Annotated in this window: 10 protein-coding genes; 4 read left to right on the top strand and 6 right to left on the bottom strand. The window is 72.6% G+C overall.

Annotated elements, in window-relative coordinates; translation table 11 throughout:
• Window positions 1–21: 21 nt before the first annotated feature.
• The 3 genes from WMF22_RS17160 to rpsB form a co-directional block, all read right to left on the bottom strand.
• Window positions 22–966 (bottom strand): polysaccharide deacetylase family protein, encoded by a 945-nt coding sequence (locus tag WMF22_RS17160; RefSeq protein ID WP_438036401.1) that lies wholly within the window; start codon window positions 964–966, stop codon window positions 22–24.
• Between the two features lie 9 nt (window positions 967–975).
• Entirely contained in the window at window positions 976–1,926 is a 951-nt protein-coding gene (gene tsf / locus WMF22_RS17155) for a translation elongation factor Ts (protein ID WP_438036400.1), read from the bottom strand.
• Between the two features lie 272 nt (window positions 1,927–2,198).
• Entirely contained in the window at window positions 2,199–3,035 is an 837-nt protein-coding gene (gene rpsB, locus WMF22_RS17150) for a 30S ribosomal protein S2 (RefSeq protein WP_437301571.1), read from the bottom strand.
• A gap of 545 nt (window positions 3,036–3,580) precedes the next feature.
• Between rpsB and WMF22_RS17145 the strand changes: the two genes are divergently transcribed.
• Together WMF22_RS17145 and WMF22_RS17140 are read left to right on the top strand one after the other, a co-directional pair.
• The gene (locus tag WMF22_RS17145; RefSeq protein ID WP_438036399.1) at window positions 3,581–5,683 is read left to right on the top strand and encodes an IPT/TIG domain-containing protein; all 2,103 of its coding nucleotides are present in this window, start codon (window positions 3,581–3,583) and stop codon (window positions 5,681–5,683) included.
• On the top strand, window positions 5,683–7,737 hold the full coding sequence (locus WMF22_RS17140; protein ID WP_437300132.1) for an IgGFc-binding protein: 2,055 nt from the start codon (window positions 5,683–5,685) through the stop codon (window positions 7,735–7,737). The genes WMF22_RS17145 and WMF22_RS17140 overlap by 1 nt, the downstream gene beginning before the upstream one ends.
• 10 nt (window positions 7,738–7,747) lie before the next feature.
• Here the strand turns inward: WMF22_RS17140 and mutS are convergent, their stop codons facing one another.
• The 3 genes from mutS to WMF22_RS17125 form a co-directional block, all read right to left on the bottom strand.
• Entirely contained in the window at window positions 7,748–10,498 is a 2,751-nt protein-coding gene (mutS, locus tag WMF22_RS17135) for a DNA mismatch repair protein MutS (protein ID WP_438036398.1), read from the bottom strand.
• Window positions 10,499–10,615: 117 nt separating this feature from the next.
• The gene (locus WMF22_RS17130; RefSeq protein ID WP_438036397.1) at window positions 10,616–13,531 is read right to left on the bottom strand and encodes a hypothetical protein; all 2,916 of its coding nucleotides are present in this window, start codon (window positions 13,529–13,531) and stop codon (window positions 10,616–10,618) included.
• A complete protein-coding gene (locus WMF22_RS17125; protein WP_438036396.1) occupies window positions 13,528–15,285 on the bottom strand; it encodes a hypothetical protein in 1,758 nt (585 codons plus the stop codon). The genes WMF22_RS17130 and WMF22_RS17125 overlap by 4 nt, the downstream gene beginning before the upstream one ends.
• A gap of 470 nt (window positions 15,286–15,755) precedes the next feature.
• Here WMF22_RS17125 and WMF22_RS17120 point away from each other — a divergent pair, with 470 nt between their 5' ends.
• Both WMF22_RS17120 and WMF22_RS17115 read left to right on the top strand, forming a co-directional pair.
• Window positions 15,756–17,087 carry a PP2C family protein-serine/threonine phosphatase gene (locus WMF22_RS17120; RefSeq protein ID WP_438036395.1) on the top strand — a complete coding sequence of 444 codons (1,332 nt, stop codon included), beginning with the start codon at window positions 15,756–15,758 and terminating at the stop codon, window positions 17,085–17,087.
• Window positions 17,088–17,505: 418 nt separating this feature from the next.
• On the top strand, window positions 17,506–18,513 hold the full coding sequence (locus WMF22_RS17115) for a hypothetical protein (RefSeq protein ID WP_438036394.1): 1,008 nt from the start codon (window positions 17,506–17,508) through the stop codon (window positions 18,511–18,513).
• Window positions 18,514–18,808: the final 295 nt, after the last annotated feature.

Here is an 18,808-nt window from a genome sequence, read left to right as displayed (position 1 = left end):
GGCCCCCCGTCGCCCCCTGGGTCATGCGATGAGCCCGGGCTCCCTGCTCGCCTCGTCCAGCCGCACGAACCCTACCCCTCCCCGCGAGACCTCCTCCACGAACGCCCCCAGCGCCTCGAGCCGCCTGCCCAGCGGCACCCGGAGCTCCGGCTGGAACGGCGCGAGCGCCTCGAGGCCGTCGCTCCGGTCGAGGAAGTCCATCCCGTGCAGCTCCAGGTTCACGAGCGCCTCCCCTGCGCACGCGCGCGCCAGGAGCCGCGCGCCCGCCGCGCCCGCGAGCGCCACGCTCGTCCCGATGACCGGCAGCCGGAGCCCCGGCGTCACCTGGATCGGCAGCTCGACGAAGCGCCGGCCGCCGCGCCGGTACCACGGCCGCCCCGGCCGGTACGGCCGGCGCGGCGCCGAGAGCACACGCGGGGTGTCCAGGATCGCCGACGACCCCCTGCCCTTCACCCGCTGCACGCCCATCGCGAGCGCCTTCGCGGCGTAGTAGGGCGGGCACGGGAACACCGAGGAGTCGAACGCGACCCCGACCGCGTCGAGCGCGTCGAATAGCGCGTCGCTCACCGTGTACCCCGGCGCGCGGAAGCCCGTCGGACGCCGGCCGACCGCCTCCGCGATGGCCTCGGCGCCCAGCAGGACCTCCAGCGCGATCGCGGCGCGCGGGAGCCGCGAGAGGTCGTAGCGGTGCCCGTACGAGTGGTTCTCGACCGCGTGGCCGGCGTCGCTCAGCGCGCGCAAGGCCGCCGCGCTCTCGGGGCGCGCGAGGTCGCGGCCTATCGCGAACAGCGTGACGGGGATGCCGTGGGAAGAGGCGAAATCAGCGATGCGCGGCAGCGCCGTGTCGTAGACGGCGCTCAGCGCGGCCGCCGCCCCGGAGCGTTCCGGGACGGCGAGCCCGTGGATGGCGAAGTAGTTCGGGACCTCGTCGAGGTCGATCGAGACGGCGGCGAGGCGCCCCCGCATCGGACCGCGTCAGCTCGCGGCCATCTTCGCCACCTCGGCGGCGAAGTCGTCCTCTTTCTTGGCGATGCCCTCGCCGCGCTCGTACCGCACGAAGCGCGTGAGCGTGAGCTCGCCGCCGGCGGCCTTCGACGCCGCCTGGAGGAGCTTCTCGATGGTCTGGCCGCTCTCGCCGCGCGAGGCCGCCTCCACCGACTCCTGCTCGAGCAGCGCGACCTCCGAGTACCACTTGTTGAACTTGCCCTCGATGATCTTCGGCCACGCCGCCTCCGGCTTCGGCTTCGGATCCTCGCGCAGCTGCGCCTCGAAGATCTCCTTCTGCTTGGCCTTCAGCTCCTCCGTGACCTCGTCGCGACGGAGGACGAGCGGGCTCATCGCGGCGGCCTGCATCGCCGTCTCCTCGACGAACTTCTGCACCGCAGGGTGCTCCGCCACGGCCTGGCTCGACGCCTCGACCGCCACGAGCACGCCGATCTTGCCGCCGAGGTGCACGTACTCGTGCGCGACGCCGTGCTTGCCCGCCGGGATCGACACGCGATCCCAGCGGCGCACCGCGATCTTCTCGCCGATGCGCGCGGTCAGCTCGGTGGCCGTGTCGGCGATCGACTTGCCGCCGATCGAGAGCTGAGCCGCGTCCGCGCCGTCGGGCGCCTTCTCGACCGCCGAGAGCACGTCGCCGACGAACTGCCGGAACGCGTCGTTGCGGGCGGCGAAGTCGGTCTGGATGTTGACCTCGACCATCGTCGCGCTGCGCCGGTCGGCCGCGACCACCGCGCGGACCTCGCCCTCGGTGGCGGACGCGCCGGCCCGCTTGGCGCTCTTCGCGAGACCCTTCTTCAGGATGATCTCGACCGCCTTCTCCATGTCGCCCTCGGCCTCCGTGAGGGCGCTCTTGCAGTCGCTCATCCCCGCCTGGGTACGCTCACGAAGCTCCTTGATCGCCTGCGCATTGATGCCGGCCATGGCTCTTTCTCCTTCAACCTGAAACCTAGATAGGAAGAGGCCGCGCCGAGCGGCCCCCGTTCACCACACGTCCGACTGCTGTTGCACGAACGGCCCGAGCGAGCGCGGGTCGAACCGCAGAGGCACAGAAGGCGCAGAGGCGTGAAATTTTCATTTCTGTCCCTGCGCCCTCTCTGCTCTCTCACGGCTGCCATACCGCCCAGGCGAGCGGCGACGTCGTCGTCACCGCGCCGCCCGAGCGCTGGGGCCGCTCCGTCGCGGCTCGCGCCGCGCTACGACGCCTGCTGCTGGCGCGGACCGCCGCCGCGGCCGCCGCGGCCGCCCTGGTAGACGTTGATCTCGTCGCGCTGGCCGCGACCGCCGCCCGCCCCCTGCTGCCCGCCCTCGCCGTGATCCTTGCGGCGCTGCGCGCCCTCGACGCACGCGTCCGCGACACGGGCCGTGATCAGCCGGATCGAGCGGATGGCGTCGTCGTTGCCGGGGATCACGAAGTCGACGAGATCCGGGTCGCAGTTCGTGTCCGTGATGGCCACGACCGGGACGTTCAGCTTGCGCGCCTCGCTGATCGCGATGGACTCCTGGTGCGGGTCGATCACGAAGATCGCCGCCGGGAGGCCGCCCATGCCCTTGAGGCCGCCCAGGTACTTCTCGAGCCGCTCGCGCTCCTTCTCGAGGCGGACGACCTCCTTCTTGAGCAGCTGCTCGTAGGTGCCGTCCTCCTTCATGCGCTCGAGCGTGCGCAGGCGATCGAGGCCCTGCTTGATCGTCCGGAAGTTCGTCAGGGTGCCGCCGAGCCAGCGGTTCGTGACGAAGTACATGCCCGCCCGGCGGGCCTCCTCCTGCACGATGTCCTGCGCCTGGCGCTTCGTGCCGACGAACAGCACGTGGCCGCCGCGACCGACGGCGTCCGTCAGGAAGTCGTACGCGCGCTTGAAGAGCCGCGTCGTCTGGTCGAGATCGATGATGTGGATGCCGTTGCGCGCGCCGTAGATGAACGGCCGCATCTTCGGGTTCCAGCGCTTCGTCTGGTGGCCGAAGTGCACGCCCGCGTCGAGCAGCGAGCGGAGCGGAAGCGGGAAATCCCCCGGCTGGGGGGCAACGGCCTGCATGGTGTCGGCCGCGGGGACGGATGCGGAGAAGCTGGTATCGGTCACGGCAGTGCCCTTTCGGTTGGTCCGCCGCTCCCCCTCCCGCGACCAACCCCAGGCGCGGACAGGAGCGTCCGTGCTGCTGGGGCACCGGGCCGCGGAATGCCGTGGGTGCCAGGAGAGCGTGTGGATTCGGTTCTGCGGCAGCGAAGGCGAGGATTCAGCCTCCGCTGTCCCCCTCGTCACGAGACCGCAAGAAGGGGGGCGGTTTGCTACCCCGAGGGGCCTCGCTTGTCAAGCGATGAAGCCGCCGCCTCGGCGTGCACAATTTCCGTGTGTTTGCGTGTGTCTCCGCGCGGTCGTCCGCGCAGCCGCAGCCATCCACGCAGGTGCCCGCGCGGTCACCCGTGCAGTTACCCGTGCAGTTACCCGTGCAGTTACCCGTGCAGTTGCCTTCGTTGCGTCAGCTGCGCCGAGGGGGACCACGCGGCGCGGAGCACGGGAACGCCGGGCCGCGCCCCCTGGCGCGCCGTGGCCCGGCATCCGCGATGGCGTACACTCGCCTCGTGCGAACCGCATCACGAGGCTTTCTTACCGCACGCTTCGCTTCGGTCGGCGCAGGGCTCGCGATCGTCTCCGCCTGCATCGCCTCGGCGCCGGAGGGCATCCGCCGGCAGACCGACGGCGACGGCGGCGATTTCGGCGTGGACCCGCAGACCACGTCGACGTCGTCGTCCGCCGGCGCAGGGCTGCCCGGCGGCGATCCGCACGCGCTGCTCGGCGCGGACCCGACGCACGGGCCGTTCAACGGAGGCCAGCGCGTCCTGCTCCACGGCAACGGCTTCAGCTCCAAGGTCCGCGTCTGGTTCGGCGACGTCGAGGTCGATCCGTCCGCGATCGTTCCCATCGATCCCAGCCGGGTCCAGGTGGCGGCGCCGCCGGGCGCGGCGGGCCCGGTGGAGCTCGCCGTGCAGAACGGCGACGACACGTCGACCCGGCGAACGCTGCCGGGCGGCTACGTGTACGACGCGCTCTATGCGTCCCCGTCGAGCGGGCCGATCTCCGGCGGGACGACCATCGAGCTCGTCGGCCAGGGCACGCGCTGGAACGAGAGGACGGTCGCGAAGATCGATCAGAAGCCGTGCACGTCGCTCACCGTCCAGGAGCCGACGCGGCTCCTGTGCACGGTGCCCCAGGGCACGCCGGGCGCGAAGACGATCTCGGTGACGACCGGCGGCGAGACGATCCTCGTGCTGGACGGCTACACCTACGAGGACAGCCAGAACGGCTACAAGGGCGGGCTCAGCGGCGCGCCGCTCGCCGGACGGCTGAAGGTGCTCGTCTACAACAACTTCACGGGTGATCCGATCCCGGGGGCGAGCGTCGTCGTCGGCACCGACACGACCTCCGCGATCGAGGTCGACGCGTCCGGCGTCGCTGTGATCGAGGACGCGTCGCTCGATTCGCCGCGCACCGTCACCGTGGCCGCGACGTGCCATAGCCCGATCTCGTTCGTCGACGTGCCGGTCGACACCGTGACCGTCTACCTGGATCCCGTGCTCACCCCCGCGTGCGGCGCGTCCGGCGATCCGCCCCCGCCGGTCGGCGGCAAGGTCGGCAGCGCGGGGGCGATCGAGGGCGAGCTCGTCTGGGACACGTCGCTGGACCCCGGGGGCGCCGCGTGGGGCAACATCCCGAGCCCGCGCCGCGGCACCGAGCGAAAGGCGGCGTACCTGTTCACGACGGGCGCCGATCCTCTCGCGACCTTCAGGCTGCCGTCCGAGTTCCAGGCCATCACGCCGGAGACGTCGGGCGAGCTCGGGCACGGGTTCACGATGTACATCGCGCCCGGCAACCGCACGATCTACGCGCTGGCGGGCCTCGAGGATCGCTCGACGACCCCACCGCGGTTCACCGCCTACGCGATGGGCGTGGTCCGCGGGATCCCCGTGCTCCCGAACAAGTGGACGAGGGAGGTGTTCGTGCGGATCAATCAGCCGCTCGACCACGCCCTCTCGATGGACGTCAGGGCGCCGGCGAAGGGGCCGAAGGGGCCGGATCGGATCCAGGCGAACGTGTCGCTGATGATCGGCAACGACGGGTTCGCGACGCTCCCGATCGGCGCGCAGAGCCCGCTGATCCCGTTCGACGGGGGGCTGACGTTCGTGGGCGTGCCGCCGCTCGCCCGCGACCTGCTCGGCGCGAGCTACCACTCGTCCGCGCGCGCGGTGACCGGCCAGGCCGGGCTCGCGCCGCTGTCCGTCGTGGGGCGGGTCCTCTCGACCAGCACGAGCGAGCCCGTGCGCATCGGCGACTTCGTGGGGGTGCCGACGCTCGAGGCGCCCGCGCAGAACAGCGCCTGGGATGGGTCCCACCTCGCGGCCTCGTTCAGCGCGGGCGCGCCCGTCGATCTCAGCGTCTACGACATCGCGAGCGGAAACGGCCTCATCCGGTGGACCGTGGCCGTGCCGGCAGGGTCGCACGCCGTCGAGGTGCCGGACCTCCGGCAGCTCGGGCTCGATCACGGCGCGCTGCCGCCAGGGCCGCTCACGATCGGGGTGTACGGGGCGCGGATCGACGGCTTCGATTACGGCAAGCTCGTCTACCGGCAGCTCAGGCCGGCAGGGATGGCGGCCTACTCCCTCGACAGCTTCAACGCACACCTGTGATGAGCGCCCCGCCCCCCCCGACGCGAGCGCGCAGGCCGGCGCGCGCACGGAAGCCAGGACGCCGCGCCCGATCGCGGCACGCTGCAGCCGCCGCCCTCGTCGCCGTCGCCGCGGGGCTCGGGCTCGCGCCGAGCTGCTTCGACAGCGGCACCCGGTGGGGTGCGCGGCCGGAGGAGCCGCCGCCCTGCACGGCCGGCGCGGTGCGCTGCGGGGCGGAGCTCGCGCGCTGCGAGGAGACCGGCGCAGGGCTGGCCTGGGTGACGCTCGACGACTGCGCCGCTCGAGGGCTCGTCTGCGCGTCGATCGAGCTCGGCTGCAGGCCCTGCGTGCCCGCCGCGCACTCGTGCCGCGGGCAGGACGTCGTCGCCTGCGACGCGGACGGCCGCTTCGGCCGGGTGCTCGACACGTGCGACACGGAGGCCGGCGAGGCGTGCCGGAGCGGGAGCTGCCAGCAGCTCTGCGCCGTCGCGGAGCTCGAGCGGAGCAACGTGGGGTGCGAGTACTGGGCGGTCGATCTGGACAACGCGCGGATCGACGCGACCGGAAACGCGGCGGCGCAGCAGTTCGCGGTGGTGATCTCGAACCCGCAGCCGGACGTGCCGAACGAGATCCACATCTTCCAGGACGACGGCGCGCCGGGCGACGAGCCCGCCCCGGTGGAGATCGCGAGCGGGCTCATCGCGCCGCTCTATCTCCAGGTGTTCAAGCTCGGGCCGCGCGAGGTCGATGGCAGCCCGGAGGGCGAGTACAACACGGGCACGCACACGGCGCTCACGCGGCACGCGTACAAGATCACGTCGAAGTTCCCCATCGTCGCCTACCAGTTCAACCCGCTGGAGAACGCCAACGTGTTCTCCAACGACGCCTCGCTGCTGAAGCCGCGCGAGGCGCTGACGTACAGCCCGGGCGCGATGGCGACGGCGTACGTCGTCACGGGGTGGCCGCAGACCATCGCGGTCACGGACGATCCGGACACGAACTTCGATCCGCAGAACCCGGTCGACCTCCGGGCGTTCCTGACCATCGTCGGGACGCGCGAGAACACGACCGTGCAGGTGAAGACGACGGCGAAGGTCGTCGGGGGCGGGCCCGTCCCGGAGACGCCGGAGGGCGGGTCGATCGAGGTCAAGCTCGGCGCGTTCGACGTGCTCAACCTGGAGAGCGGCGGGTTCAACGCGGACTTCACCGGATCGATCGTGAAGGCCGATCAGCCGATCGCGGTCTTCACCGGAAGCGAGGCCTCGGACGCGCCGCACTTCGAGGTGCTCGCCGATCGCCGCTGCTGCGCCGACCACCTGGAAGATCAGCTCGATCCGACCCGGACCGCCGGCAAGCGGTTCGCGGTGCCGCACACGCCGAGCCGGTCGCAGACGGTGAAGGAGGCCGGCGCGCGGATCGAGGCCGTGCCCGAGCCGGACTACGTCAGGATCGTGGCGGCCAGCGGCAAGGGCGCCGTGATCGCGACGACCCTGCCGCCGCCGGACGATCGGATCACGCTGTCGGCGCTGGGCGAGTTCCGCGAGGTGACGGCGTGGGGCGACTTCATGATCGAGAGCTCCGAGCCGGTCATCGTGTCGCAGGTCATGGCCAGCCAGAACGCGACGGGGGTCAAGCAGGGGCTGCCAGGCGGAGACCCGAGCCTCATCATCCTGCCGCCCATCGAGCAGTTCCGGCCGGACTACGTGTTCCTGACGCCGGACAAGTACGCGTTCGACTTCATCTCGGTGGTCGCGCCGCGGTCGGCCGTCGTGCAGCTCGACGACGCGACGCTCGGGCCGGACGAGTGCGAGATCGCGCCCGCGGACGGGCTCACGGAGGAGCAGCGCGGGGGCGGCGCGCCGTCGTTCGTCGTCTACCGCTGCCAGCTGAGCTTCGCGGCGATCGATCCGGCGCGGCAGGCGCCGGACAACGTGCTGCCCGGGACGCAGCGCGACGGCGTGCACTGGCTCACGGCCTCCGCGCCCGTGGGGCTGCTCGTGACGGGGTTCGACTCGTTCGTGAGCTACGGGTACGCGGGCGGCACCGAGCTCCGCGAGATCGCGCCGCCGGACTGAGCCGCCGCGGTCAGCCGCCGCCGCCGAGGAGGCCCTTCAGCTTGGCCACGAGCCGCAGCGCGTCGAGCGGCGCGAGCCGATCGACGTCCACGGCGCGCAGGGTCTCGATGACGGCCGACTGCTCCGGCGGCGCCGCGGCCTGCGCGGGGGCGAACAGGTCGAGCTGCGCGGCGCCGCCGCGCGTGCGGCCGCGGAGGGAGGCGTGCTTGCCGCCCGGCAGCGCGGCGCCCGACTCCAGCGTCGCGAGGATCGCGCGGGCGCGCGCGAGCACCCCCTCGGGGACGCCCGCGAGCCGCGCGACCGCCACGCCGTAGCTGCGGCTCGCGGGGCCCGCCTCGAGCTTGTGGAGGAAGATCACGTCGTCGCCGTGCTCGCGCGCGGCGACGGAGTAGTTCGCGATGCCCGGCGCGCGCGCCGAGAGCTCCGTCAGCTCGTGGTAGTGCGTGGCGAACAGGGCGCGGCAGCCGATCGCGTCGAACAGGTGCTCCGCCACGGCCCACGCGATCGCGAGGCCGTCGTACGTGCTCGTGCCGCGGCCGATCTCGTCGAGGATCACGAGCGATCGCCGCGTCGCGTCGCGGAGGATCTCGGCGGTCTCCCGCATCTCCACCATGAACGTGCTCTCGCCGCGCGCGACGTTGTCGCTCGCGCCCACCCGCGAGAGGATCCGGTCGACGAGGCCGATCTCCGCCTCGCGCGCCGGGACGTAGCTGCCCATCTGCGCGAGGACCACGATCAGCGCCACCTGGCGCATGAGCGTCGATTTGCCCGCCATGTTGGGGCCCGTGATCAGCCAGAGCCGCTCGCCCGAGAGATCGAGGCGGGTGTCGTTCGGCACGAAGTGCCCCGCGGCCGCGTAGCGCTCGACCACCGGGTGGCGGCCGTCGCGGATCGCGAGCGCCTCGCCCGCCGTGACGTGCGGCCTCACGTAGTCGTTGCGGTGGGCGACGTCGGCGAGGGCGGCGGCGACGTCCCACGCCGCGAGCTTGCGCGCGAGCGCGCGGAGGCGGCCCTCGCTCTTCGCGACGAGGGCCCGCAGCCGGTCGAAGAGCGCGGTCTCCCGCTCCAGCGCGCGCGCCCCGGCGTGCTCGATCTTGTCGGCGAGCTCGTCGAGCTCGTCGCTCGTGTAACGCTCGCCGGTCGCGACGGTCTGCTTGCGGCGGAAGGTCTCCGGGACCTTGGCGATGTGCGCGCGCGTCACCTCGATGTACCAGCCGAAGACGCGCGTGTACTTGACCCGGAGCGAGGGCGCGCCCGTCTGCGTGCGCAGCTTCGCCTCGAGCGCGAGGATGAGCTCCGTCGCGTTCTTCTCCACGCCGCGCGCGTCGTCGAGCTCCTTGTCGTACCCCTCGCGGAAGATGCCGCCCTCGCGCGTGTTCGGGGGCGGCCGCTCGATCAGCGCGGCGGTGAGCTCGGCGCACACGTCGGCGACGACATCCAGCGCCGCCGCCTCGGCGAGGATCAGCTCGGAGCCCGACCCGGCCGCGGCGCCGTCCTTGCCCCGCGCGGCGGCGCCGTCGTCGCTCCGCGCCGCCGCCTTGCCGAGGTCCGGGATCGACCGGACCGCGGCGATCGCCGCCGGGGCCGCCGTGAGGCCGTCGCGCAGGAGGCCGAGGTCGCGCGGCGTGGCCTCGCCGAGGAGCGCGCGGACGCTGAGGCGCTCGAGGTCGCCTACGCCGCCGAGCGCTTGCCGCAGCTCGCCGCGGGCGCGCGGGTGCGAGACGAAGAGCTCCACCTCGTCGAGGCGCCGGCGGATGCCGGCCAGGTCGGCGAGCGGCGAGAGCAGGCGGCGGCGCAGGAGCCGGGCGCCGCCCGGGGTGACCGTGCAGTCGATGACGTCGAGCAGGGTGCCGCGGCGGCCGCCGTCCGCGGCGCGCACGAGCTCCAGGTGCGCCTGGGCCGTCTCGTCGATGCGCAGCGTGCCCGAGGTGTCGTGCGGGGCGATGCGGCGCACCGGGATGCGCGCGCCGGGGCTGCAGCGGCGCGCGAAGCGCAGCGCCCGGGCCGCGGCGCGCACCGCCGGGAGCGGGTGCTCGGCCAGCGCCGCCGCCGAGATCGGCTCGATCGCGGCGTCGTCGAGGATCGACGCGACCTGCGCGCTGTCGAGCTCCTCGTCGTCGCGCAGCGCCGCGCGGCAGGCGAGCGAGGCCGCCGCCGCGCGGACGTCCGGGAGGTCCCGGGCGATGAGCGCCTCGCGCGGATCCGCCCGGGCGAGCTCCGCGAGCAGCGTCGCGGCGTCCGGGACCGAGGTGGCCGAGAGCTCGCCGGTCGAGAGATCCAGCAGCGAGAGGCCGTAGGGGCCCCCCGCTCCGAGGGCGTCGCCGCGGGGCGCGCCGCCGCCGTCGACCGCCGCCAGGTAGTGGTTGGCGCGCGCGTCGAGCTGCTCGGTCTCGGTGACGAGCCCCGGCGTGACGACGCGCACGACCTGCCGCGGCACGAGCCCCTTGATCTTCGACGGATCCCCGCACTGCTCGCAGATCGCCACCTTGTGGCCGAGCGCGAGCAGCCGCGCGATGTACCCGTGCGCCGCGTGGTGCGGGACGCCGGCCATCGGGGATTCGTCGGGCTCGCCCTTGTTGCGGCTCGTGAGCGTCAGGTTCAGCGCGCGCGACACGAGGACCGCGTCGTCGTTGAACATCTCGTAGAAGTCGCCCATCCGGAAGAAGAGGATGGCGTCGGGGTGGAGCGCCTTCGCATCCTCGTACTGGCGCATCACCGGGGTCAGCTTCTTCCTGGCCGCAGGCTGCTCGGACGGCTGCATCGCCGGCGTCTTAGTCTCGACCGCCGGTGAGGTCTACGCGTGATTCGCGCGTTTGTTCCGCTGTTTTCGTGGAAATATCGGCGCCGAAACCGCAATGCAGCGGGGCCGGCGGGCGGCTCAGCGGTACCGGCGCGTCACGGAGACGTCGCGTGAGCTCAGCAGGAACAGGCCCTGGACCGAGCCGTCGGTGACGGCGAGCTGGCCCGTGGCCGGAACGAGCTGGATGGACTGCGGCTGGAGCTCCGGTGTGTCGCTGATCCCCGCGAGGTCCAGGGCGAGCGGCGTGAACGCCCCCTGGGTGGTGAAGCGGAACTGCATGTCCTGCTCGGGCACGCCGCCCGTGACAGCGAACCGGAACATCGGGTTGATGAACGCACCCACGTCACCGTCGGTGACGTGCCCGTCGCGCGGCGTATGGACGACGCGCCCGTTGAGCCGCGAGAGGCGCGTGTCGCACGAGTTGCGGCAATAGCCGCCCTCGGGATCGGCGATCACGTGGTGCAGGAACCCGGCGCCGTTGCTCCGGACGACCCACTGGCCTCCGGCGCGGATGCCGAGCTGCACCGAGCCGGCGAAGCAGCACGCCGCGAACCCGACCTCGTCCGTCCGCTCGAGCTCGAGGTGGTCCTCGTAGGCCTCGACGATGCGGAGCGCCGGGCGCGACGTGATGACGCTGCCGTACTTCGCGTTGCAGGTGTCGAACGAGCAGACGGCCGGGTCGACGCTGTTCCAGTAGGTGGCATCTTCGTCCGGGAGCTCGGACGTGATCTGCGCGAAGTCGGCGAGCTGCTCGGCGCGGGTCTCGGCCTCGCCCTCCGGGACGCCCGCGGCCTTCAGCTGCGCGGCCACGCTGGTCAGGCTCTGCACGCCGCGGCGGCAGAAGCGGGCGTCGGCGCCCCTCAGGTGGAGGTTCTCGTCGAAGGCGACGGAGGCCCGGGTGATCGACGTGAGCACCCCCTCGTACGTCACGTTCCACGTCTCGTTGGCGATGTGCACCCGCGGGTCCTCGAGGTTCATCGTCAGCGCGTGCTGCGGCCCGCCGGACCTCAGCACGAGCCCCCGCTCGTCGAGCTCGCTTTCGGCGCTGTCGCTCGACGCGATCGCCTCGCGCTGCACCCCCACCGCGAGCGCGAGGTCAGGCGCGGCCCCCTCGGACGGGAGCGTGGCGCGCATCTTCGGGCTCTCGCCGGAGAGCGGCACGACCGCGCCGCTGCGATCGTAGAGGATCGGCAGACCCTGCACGCCGGGCTCGATCTGGCCGGAGCCGTCGCTCGCCACGATGTAGCTCTCCGAGCGGACAGCGTGCGGGAGGACGACGTTGCAGGACGCCTCGCCGCTCGTCTCGAGCGGCGGGCTGCTCGGCGAGGCGTCCGCCTCGCAGCCCGCGCGGACGCTCTGGCGCTCGGGTCCGCGGCAGGCCGCGTCGAGGTCGTCGATGTCGACGATCGCGACCTGCCCGTTCGTGAGCGCCATGTACGCGAACGTGCCCCGGAGCTTCAGCGGGCCGGCGCCGGAGTCGCGATCGGTCGACGTGCGGAACAGCGTCTCGAGGTCGCACGACGTGACGCTGCTGTCGCACGTCCTGAGCTCAGGGAGGGGGCTGCACCGGATCCCCCTCGGCACCACGCCCGTCGCCGGGAGGCTCCTCGGGACCTCGCGCTGCACGATCGCGAGATCGCGCACGGGCGCCGGCAGGCGGATGCGGTCGGGCGGCTGGAACGGGTTCCAGTCCGGGTTCTCGCGAGAGAGCGGCGACCGGCTGGACGCGTCGTCGCTCGCGTCGTCGCTGACGTCGAAGATCATCACGCTGCCGTCGCCGGCATCGACCGCGTAGAGGTAGCGGTTGAACTCGGGGGGCGACGCCTGGCTCACCGCGAGGCGCCTCGTCGTGACGACGCGCCCTGGGTCGAGCGTCGACGCGGGCAGCAGCGGGGGCTGCTCGCGCGGCTCGCAGGGCGTCGGGAGGTCGACGACGTGGATCACAGGCGCGTCGAGATCGGCGATGAACAGCCGGTCGCCGGAGAGCGCGAGCCCCGCGGGCCGGGCCTTGTCGAAGGCCTGCTCCGGGCCGGCCGCGACCGCCGGCTGAGCGCACGACACGTCGCCGGGCGGCACGTCGCCGGGCGGCGGCTCGTCGGGCGGCGCGGCCGTCGGGAGCGAGACCTGGAGAGGGACCCACCGCTCCACATCGCACGCCGCGAAGCCGCCGTCCTTGTAGTCCTCGTGCTCGAGGAGCTTCTGCGCGTCGATCACGACGAAGCCGCCGAGATCGGGCAGGGTCACGAGGAGCTTCTGCCGGCCGCCGCCCTCCATGGCGAGGCTCCCGTTCGAGGTGGCGCAGACGTCGTCCATGAACGCGCCGGGGTCGCCAGGCTCGGTCGGCTCGACGTCGTACGGAGGGGGGCCGGCATCACACGAGCTCCGCACGTTGCCGTCGGTATCCGGCGGGTCGGCGAGGAGCAGCATCTCGCCCGGCGCCGAGGGGAGCGAGCAGGCCGGCCAGGAGCTGAGCGACGGGACCGGGCAGCCCTCGCGCGGCAGCACCTTCGCCGACGGGAGCGCGTAGATCCCCGCGCGCCCCGGCTCGGCGACGGCGACGAACGACGCGGTCCCCCCCGGCGTCGCGACGATGTCGACCGGCTGCGCGCCGACCGGGAGGAAGCTCGGGGCGGGCGTGCCCGTGTCCCGATCGACGATCAGCGAGGACTCGGTCGTCAGGTCGACGACCGCGACCTCGCCGCGCGTGGTCTGCGTGACGAGGCCGTAGAGGTGCGGGAGCGTGGCCCTGCCCCCGTCCTTGGCGTCGACCTCGTAGTCGGTGGACGACTCGACGGTGCCGTACGAGCAGTCCGTGATCGGCAACGAGCGCATCACGCCCGGCTTGCCGGGATCCGGCCGGTCGATGGCGAGGCAGACGAAGGCGCTGCGGCCGGACTGCGCCAGGGCCTCGACGGCGACCGGCGTGGTCTCCGCGGCGCACCCGGCGAGCGCCAGGGCGGAGGTGGAGGCGACGAGCGCGAGGCGCGGCTTCATTGGGACTCCCGGGGCGGGACGGGCGTGCCCACCGTGAGGATCATCGTTCCGAACGTGTTCGTCTTGCGCATGTCGAGGTTGACAACGCCGAGGTACGAGTCGGTGAAATGCGCGATGTACATGAGGGAATAGGGTTCGCAGCCGGCGCTGCCCTGCACGCATTCGCAGCGCTCCTTCTCGTCGCCGCACGCGGAGCCCGTGTCGAACGCGAGCGCCTGCGGCCCACGCCCGGTCTTGATGGGGGGGTCGAGGCGGCGCGCTTCCGGGTCGTAGGAGAACGCGAGCCCCGAGTCGAACGCGAGCGCGAAGATCCTGCGGCGGCGCGCGCCTTCCAGGTCGATCACCTCGCCCACCTCGATCCGGGACGGGTAGGCCCCGAGCAGGGCGGCGTCGTGGAACGCGATCGAGTAGAACACCGAGGCCCGCTTCGCCGCGGGGACGTCCGGGTCCCTCTTGACCAGCGTCGTCGTCAGCTCGCCGATGAGCAGCGAGTTCGGGCCGCGATGCGCCACGTACACCGGGATCGGGATCTCCACGCACCGCTCGAGGCACGCGACCACGTCTGCGTCATCCGCGCAGCCGTCCTCGCACGCCTTCCGCTCGCTCGCGTCGAACGCGATCCCGCGGGAGTCGGTGCCGCTCGCGAGCGCGGTGATCCGCGTCGGGGTCGACTCGTACAGGCGCGGCGCCCCGCCTGAAGCGGCGTCCTGATAGCGGAGCAGGCCGAGCTCCGGCGCCGCGAGGTACGTGAGCGCGAACGCGGGCTGGTCGTCGATCGCCCACCCGCGCTGCTGCAGCGCCCCGAGCACGCTCGGGCGCGGCACGGCCGCGAGCTCCGTCGGCCCGTAGGCGAGATCCGTGAGGACGTGCGCGAGCTGCGGCCGCTCGTTCGCTTCCCAGCGGTTCACGATGACGCTCGCGGCGTTCTCCGTCTGGTGCGAGACGACGATGCTCGTCCCGCCCGGGCCGGCGGCGATGCCGAACGGCTCCAGCGGCAGCTTGCGCCGGATGAGCTCCCGGCCCGGGTCCTCCCCGATGCGGTGATCTCTGCTGCAGCGCCCGCCCGCCGCGCTCGCGCCGCAGTCCAGCTGGAAGCAGGCGTCGCCCTTGCAGCGCTGCACGCGGGCGCCGTCGGGCCGATCGTCGGTGACGTCGAACCGATCGTCGGCGACGTCGAAGAAGGTCACCGAGGGGTCGCCGCGCACGGGCACGAACAGGCGCGCCTGCCGCTCCGCGCCCGGGTCGGCGCCCTCGCCGCTGAGCGGCCTGTGCACGAGGAGGAGGTTGGACGCGAACGCGCCGATCACGGCCGAGCTCCGGACGACCTCGTCGTCGCCCTCGAGGGCGGAGATGTCGAGCGGCCCGCACGGCCCCGGGTAGAGCGACGGCGCGGCGTTTGTCGCCAGCCCCACGCTACCGCACGCGCCGCGCACGCCGGCGCTGGCGTTCGGCCCGCCGGGAGCGAGCGCCGACTGGAGCGTGAGCGCCCGCCTGCGCAGCCGCTGGAGATCCAGCGCCTGGACCGTGCCGCCGTTGAACTGGAGATCGAAGTCCGAGTTCGCGACGTAGAGGACCCGTCCCCCGGGAGACACCGCCAGGCCCGTCGGGTAATAGAGCCCCTCGACCGGCGGCGGGAGGCCCTCGCCCTCGACGAAGCAGCCCGCGACCCCGAGCCCGCCCACGCCCACGATCGAGGCCGCGAGGCCCACGCCAACGATGCGAGGTGTCTGGAGAAGTGTGCGGGCGAGCTTCATGCGGGCGCGGAGACTAGTCAGCACCAGGAGCACTGGCAACCCGCTCCGCTCGGTGGGTTCGTTTGCGGCGGACACGCGCCGGGCGCGCGGCGCTCGCAGCGGGCCTCGTGGCGAACGAGCGGCAGACGCGGCTGCGACGAAGGCCCTCGTCTCTCGCGCGCACCTGCCGCAGCGCAGCACGCCCGCACGGCCTGCCCCGGGTGAGCGCGCGCGGCCCGCCAGGCGCAGCCTCTCCCCGGTGAGGCGCGCTTCTCTGGGCTAGGCGCTCTGCAGCGGTCGCCCGTCACGGGGTGGCGAGCCCTGCGGCAGGGTGAGGTGGCGCTCCCTGCGCCGGGTGGTGCCCAAGGTGCGCCCCTGCAGCAGTGTGAGCTCCGCAGGTCAAGGTCGACCAGGATCGATCGCCGTCGTCCGTCCCCCTGCACGTTGATCTCGGAGACGCGGCGCGCCTTTGCTACGTTGGTCGCCGGGACATGGCCGATCTCGCAGCCGCCCTTGTCATGGGAATCGCCCTTCTTGGGCTGATCTATTGGTATTTTCGCTCGAACAACGGCGACCGGACCCGCCCTCGCGCGGCGACGGCGCTGACGCAGGGGGGCCCAGGAGCCCAAGCCCTCGACGAGGGGGAGGGAGATCTCGAAGATTCAACGACGAGGCCAGGCGCAGCAGGGCTGCGGGGCGGCGCGCCCGCGAGCGAGAGCGCCCACGCGAAGACCGCGGGAGGTCACGGCCGCACCGAGCGGGTCTCGAGCGCCGACTGGAAGCGCTCGAACGGCCCGTCGCGCTGCGACGACGACGACGCGTTCGACGACGATGACGACGACCTCACGCTGATCACGCTGGCGCCGCCGGAGGTGCTGCAGAGCACGATCAAGCGCGCGAGCGTCCCGTCGTACGGCGGCGACGACGACGATGATGATGACGACGACGGGCACGAGCGTGAGGAGCCGTCCGCCGTCCCCATCATCTACGACGACGAGGCCGCCGTCGACGAGCCGACCAGCTCGTCGCCGCTCCTGCTCATCAGCGCCGTCGGCCAGACAGACCCCGGTCAGAAGCGCAAGAAGAACGAGGACTGCTACCTCTGCCTGGACGAGCACTACCTGTTCGCCGTGGCGGACGGCATGGGCGGCCACGCCGGCGGCGACGTCGCCAGCCGCCTCGCGGTCGACACGATCGCGCGCGCGTTCAAGGATCAGTCGTTCGTGGACAGCGACGCGGAGAGCCCCTACCCCGACGTCCCGCGTCGCGGCAGCGAGCTCGCGGTCGCGATCCAGCAAGCGAACCAGGCGATCTACGAGCGGGCCCACGCCGAGCGGAGCCTCACGGGCATGGGAACGACCCTCGTGAGCGCGCGGTTCTCGCCCAACAAGCAGCGCCTCTACATCGGCCACGTGGGCGACAGCCGCTGTTATCGCCTGCGCGACAACGAGCTGACGCAGCTCACCACCGATCACACGATGGGCGCCGCGGGGATCACCGGGCCGATGGCGAACCACCTGAGCCGGGCGATCGGGATCTCCCCCGCAGTCAAGGTCGATCTGATCATCGCCCGGCCCCACCCCGGCGACGTCTACCTCCTCTGCTCCGACGGCCTGTCGAAGATGACGACCCACGAGGCGATCCGCGACATCCTGCTCGCCGAGCCCGATCCCGAGAAGGCGTCGCAGGCGCTCATCGAGAAGGCGAACGCCGGCGGCGGGCGGGACAACATCACCGTCATCCTCGTCCGCGTCAGCGATCCCAAGGACCTCGCGCGGCTCGCCTCGCGCGCTGGCGCCAGCGCCGGCGCCAGCGCTGGTTGACCGCTCGCCGTCCCCTTCCCCCCTCGCCCTCTCGCCCCCCTCCCCCCCCTCCAGCGAGATCGACCGCGCACGGCGCTGACCGAGAGGTCCGCGCGGCCGGCGGAGCATGCCCGCCGCGCGCAGGCCATTTCAGACAGCGTGTCTGCATTGCCTCGAACCCCAACGGATTCTCATGGTCCGCGCCGGTCAGCTGCCTGCGTGCATACGGGCGAGTGGTCACGCTCGTCACGGATCCGGATCCCGCTCACGCACAATCGTGATTTGGAGGCCATTACCATTCACGAGCTTCGATTCTCACGTCAATTGAAGCCAGCCGAGATCGCGAAGAGAACCGACGTGGGCTCTTGACGTGCTTTGCCTCGAGAGCGCTTCATGGCGACCACGGATGGCTCGTCCAGCGGAGCCGCTGACCGGGGATATGGCACGCTCCTTTCTCTGCATGATCGTCTTCGCCTCTCTGCTGCTCAGCGCGCCATCGCGCGCGGCGGAGCCGGCACGCCGCGCGCTGCGGCTGCGCTACAGCGAGGATGCGCAAGCGGCCTCGTGCCCTGGAGAGCGCGCGCTGCGCGAGCGGATCCGGCTGCGCGTCGGGTACGACCCTTTCCGAGAGGACGCGACCGAGGAGGTCGAGGTCGCGATCAGGCCTCACGGCGCCCACGTCGTCGCGACGACGACCTACCGGAACGCCGACGGGCAGGTCTCCGGCCGAGGCTTCGACGTCTCCCACGGAGACGGCGCCTGCGAGCAGCTCACCGATACCGTCGCGGTCGCGATCGCCTTCACGCTGACGCCGTTCGCGAGCGACGAGCGAGCGCCCGCCGCGCCGCCTCGCCCGGAGATCGCGCCGGCGCGCCCGGAGCCCGCGAGCAGGCCCGGCGAGCCATGGAGCTCGGCGCGGATGGGCGTGGGCGCGATAGCGGGGCTCGGGGTGCCCGAGGGGCTGTTCGGCGGCGCCTCCTTGCTCGTCAGGCTTCGCTGGTCACAGAGCCTCTCCTTCTCGCTGGAGAGCCGGGGCACGTTCGCCGTCTCGAGGCCGAGCACGGTCGGACACGGCGAGGTGTCGAGTCCGGACGCCCCGAGCCCCGGCGGGAGCACGACAGCGCGATCGCCGTACCCGCGCACGTACAGGAGCGGCGCCTTCGCTCCGTGCCTTCACACGGTCGACCTGCTCGTCACATGCGCTCTCTTCGAGATGGGCGTTGCGCAGGTCAGCGATCAGGACGCCCCCGCCACCGACGAGTCCCTGCTGTTCATGGGCCTCGGGCTCCGCGGCGGGATCGAGCTCGCGCTCAGCGACACGCTCTCGTTCTATACCCACGCCGAGGTCCTCGCCGCGCTCGGGCTCGTCGACCACCCGCTCGCCGGCGCGCTCAGACCTCTGCGTCCGAGCGCTTCCCTCGGCGCCGGGCTGCTCGCGGGGTTCTGAGCGCACGGAGGGCTCCGCGCGGGCAGGAGGGTGGTGCGGACGGCGCGACGGCGCGGATGCTGGCTGGAATTTTCGAGCGCCGTGTCCCGATCGCGCCGGTCATGGCGGCGCTACGCCGCGGAGCAGCACGACGATGGCGCGCGATTCGGGCTTCGGCCCAGGTCGCCCGCCGGCGCTCCGCGCCGCGCGGGGCGCCTTCTCGCTGGCATGAAGACGCGAGGTTCGCGTAGCCTATCCGGACGGTGCTCCCGGAGTTCACCGACCCGACCGACCGCTTCATGATCGAAGCCCGCAG

Source organism: Sorangium sp. So ce204, from assembly GCF_051526795.1.
Lineage (GTDB): Bacteria > Myxococcota_A > Polyangia > Polyangiales > Polyangiaceae > Sorangium > Sorangium cellulosum_B.
This window is presented reverse-complemented; position numbering and strand designations above follow the sequence as displayed.

Bases quoted from the DNA above. Each gene is read 5' to 3' on its own strand.
- WMF22_RS17120 (WP_438036395.1), top strand. From the start codon at position 15,756: ATGGCCGATCTCGCAGCCGCCCTTGTCATGGGAATCGCCCTTCTTGGG.
- WMF22_RS17130 (WP_438036397.1), bottom strand. From the start codon at position 13,531: ATGAAGCCGCGCCTCGCGCTCGTCGCCTCCACCTCCGCCCTGGCGCTC.
- tsf (WP_438036400.1), bottom strand. From the start codon at position 1,926: ATGGCCGGCATCAATGCGCAGGCGATCAAGGAGCTTCGTGAGCGTACC.
- WMF22_RS17160 (WP_438036401.1), bottom strand. From the start codon at position 966: ATGCGGGGGCGCCTCGCCGCCGTCTCGATCGACCTCGACGAGGTCCCG.
- rpsB (WP_437301571.1), bottom strand. From the start codon at position 3,035: ATGCAGGCCGTTGCCCCCCAGCCGGGGGATTTCCCGCTTCCGCTCCGC.
- WMF22_RS17115 (WP_438036394.1), top strand. From the start codon at position 17,506: ATGGCACGCTCCTTTCTCTGCATGATCGTCTTCGCCTCTCTGCTGCTC.
- mutS (WP_438036398.1), bottom strand. From the start codon at position 10,498: ATGCAGCCGTCCGAGCAGCCTGCGGCCAGGAAGAAGCTGACCCCGGTG.
- WMF22_RS17125 (WP_438036396.1), bottom strand. From the start codon at position 15,285: ATGAAGCTCGCCCGCACACTTCTCCAGACACCTCGCATCGTTGGCGTG.
- WMF22_RS17140 (WP_437300132.1), top strand. From the start codon at position 5,683: ATGAGCGCCCCGCCCCCCCCGACGCGAGCGCGCAGGCCGGCGCGCGCA.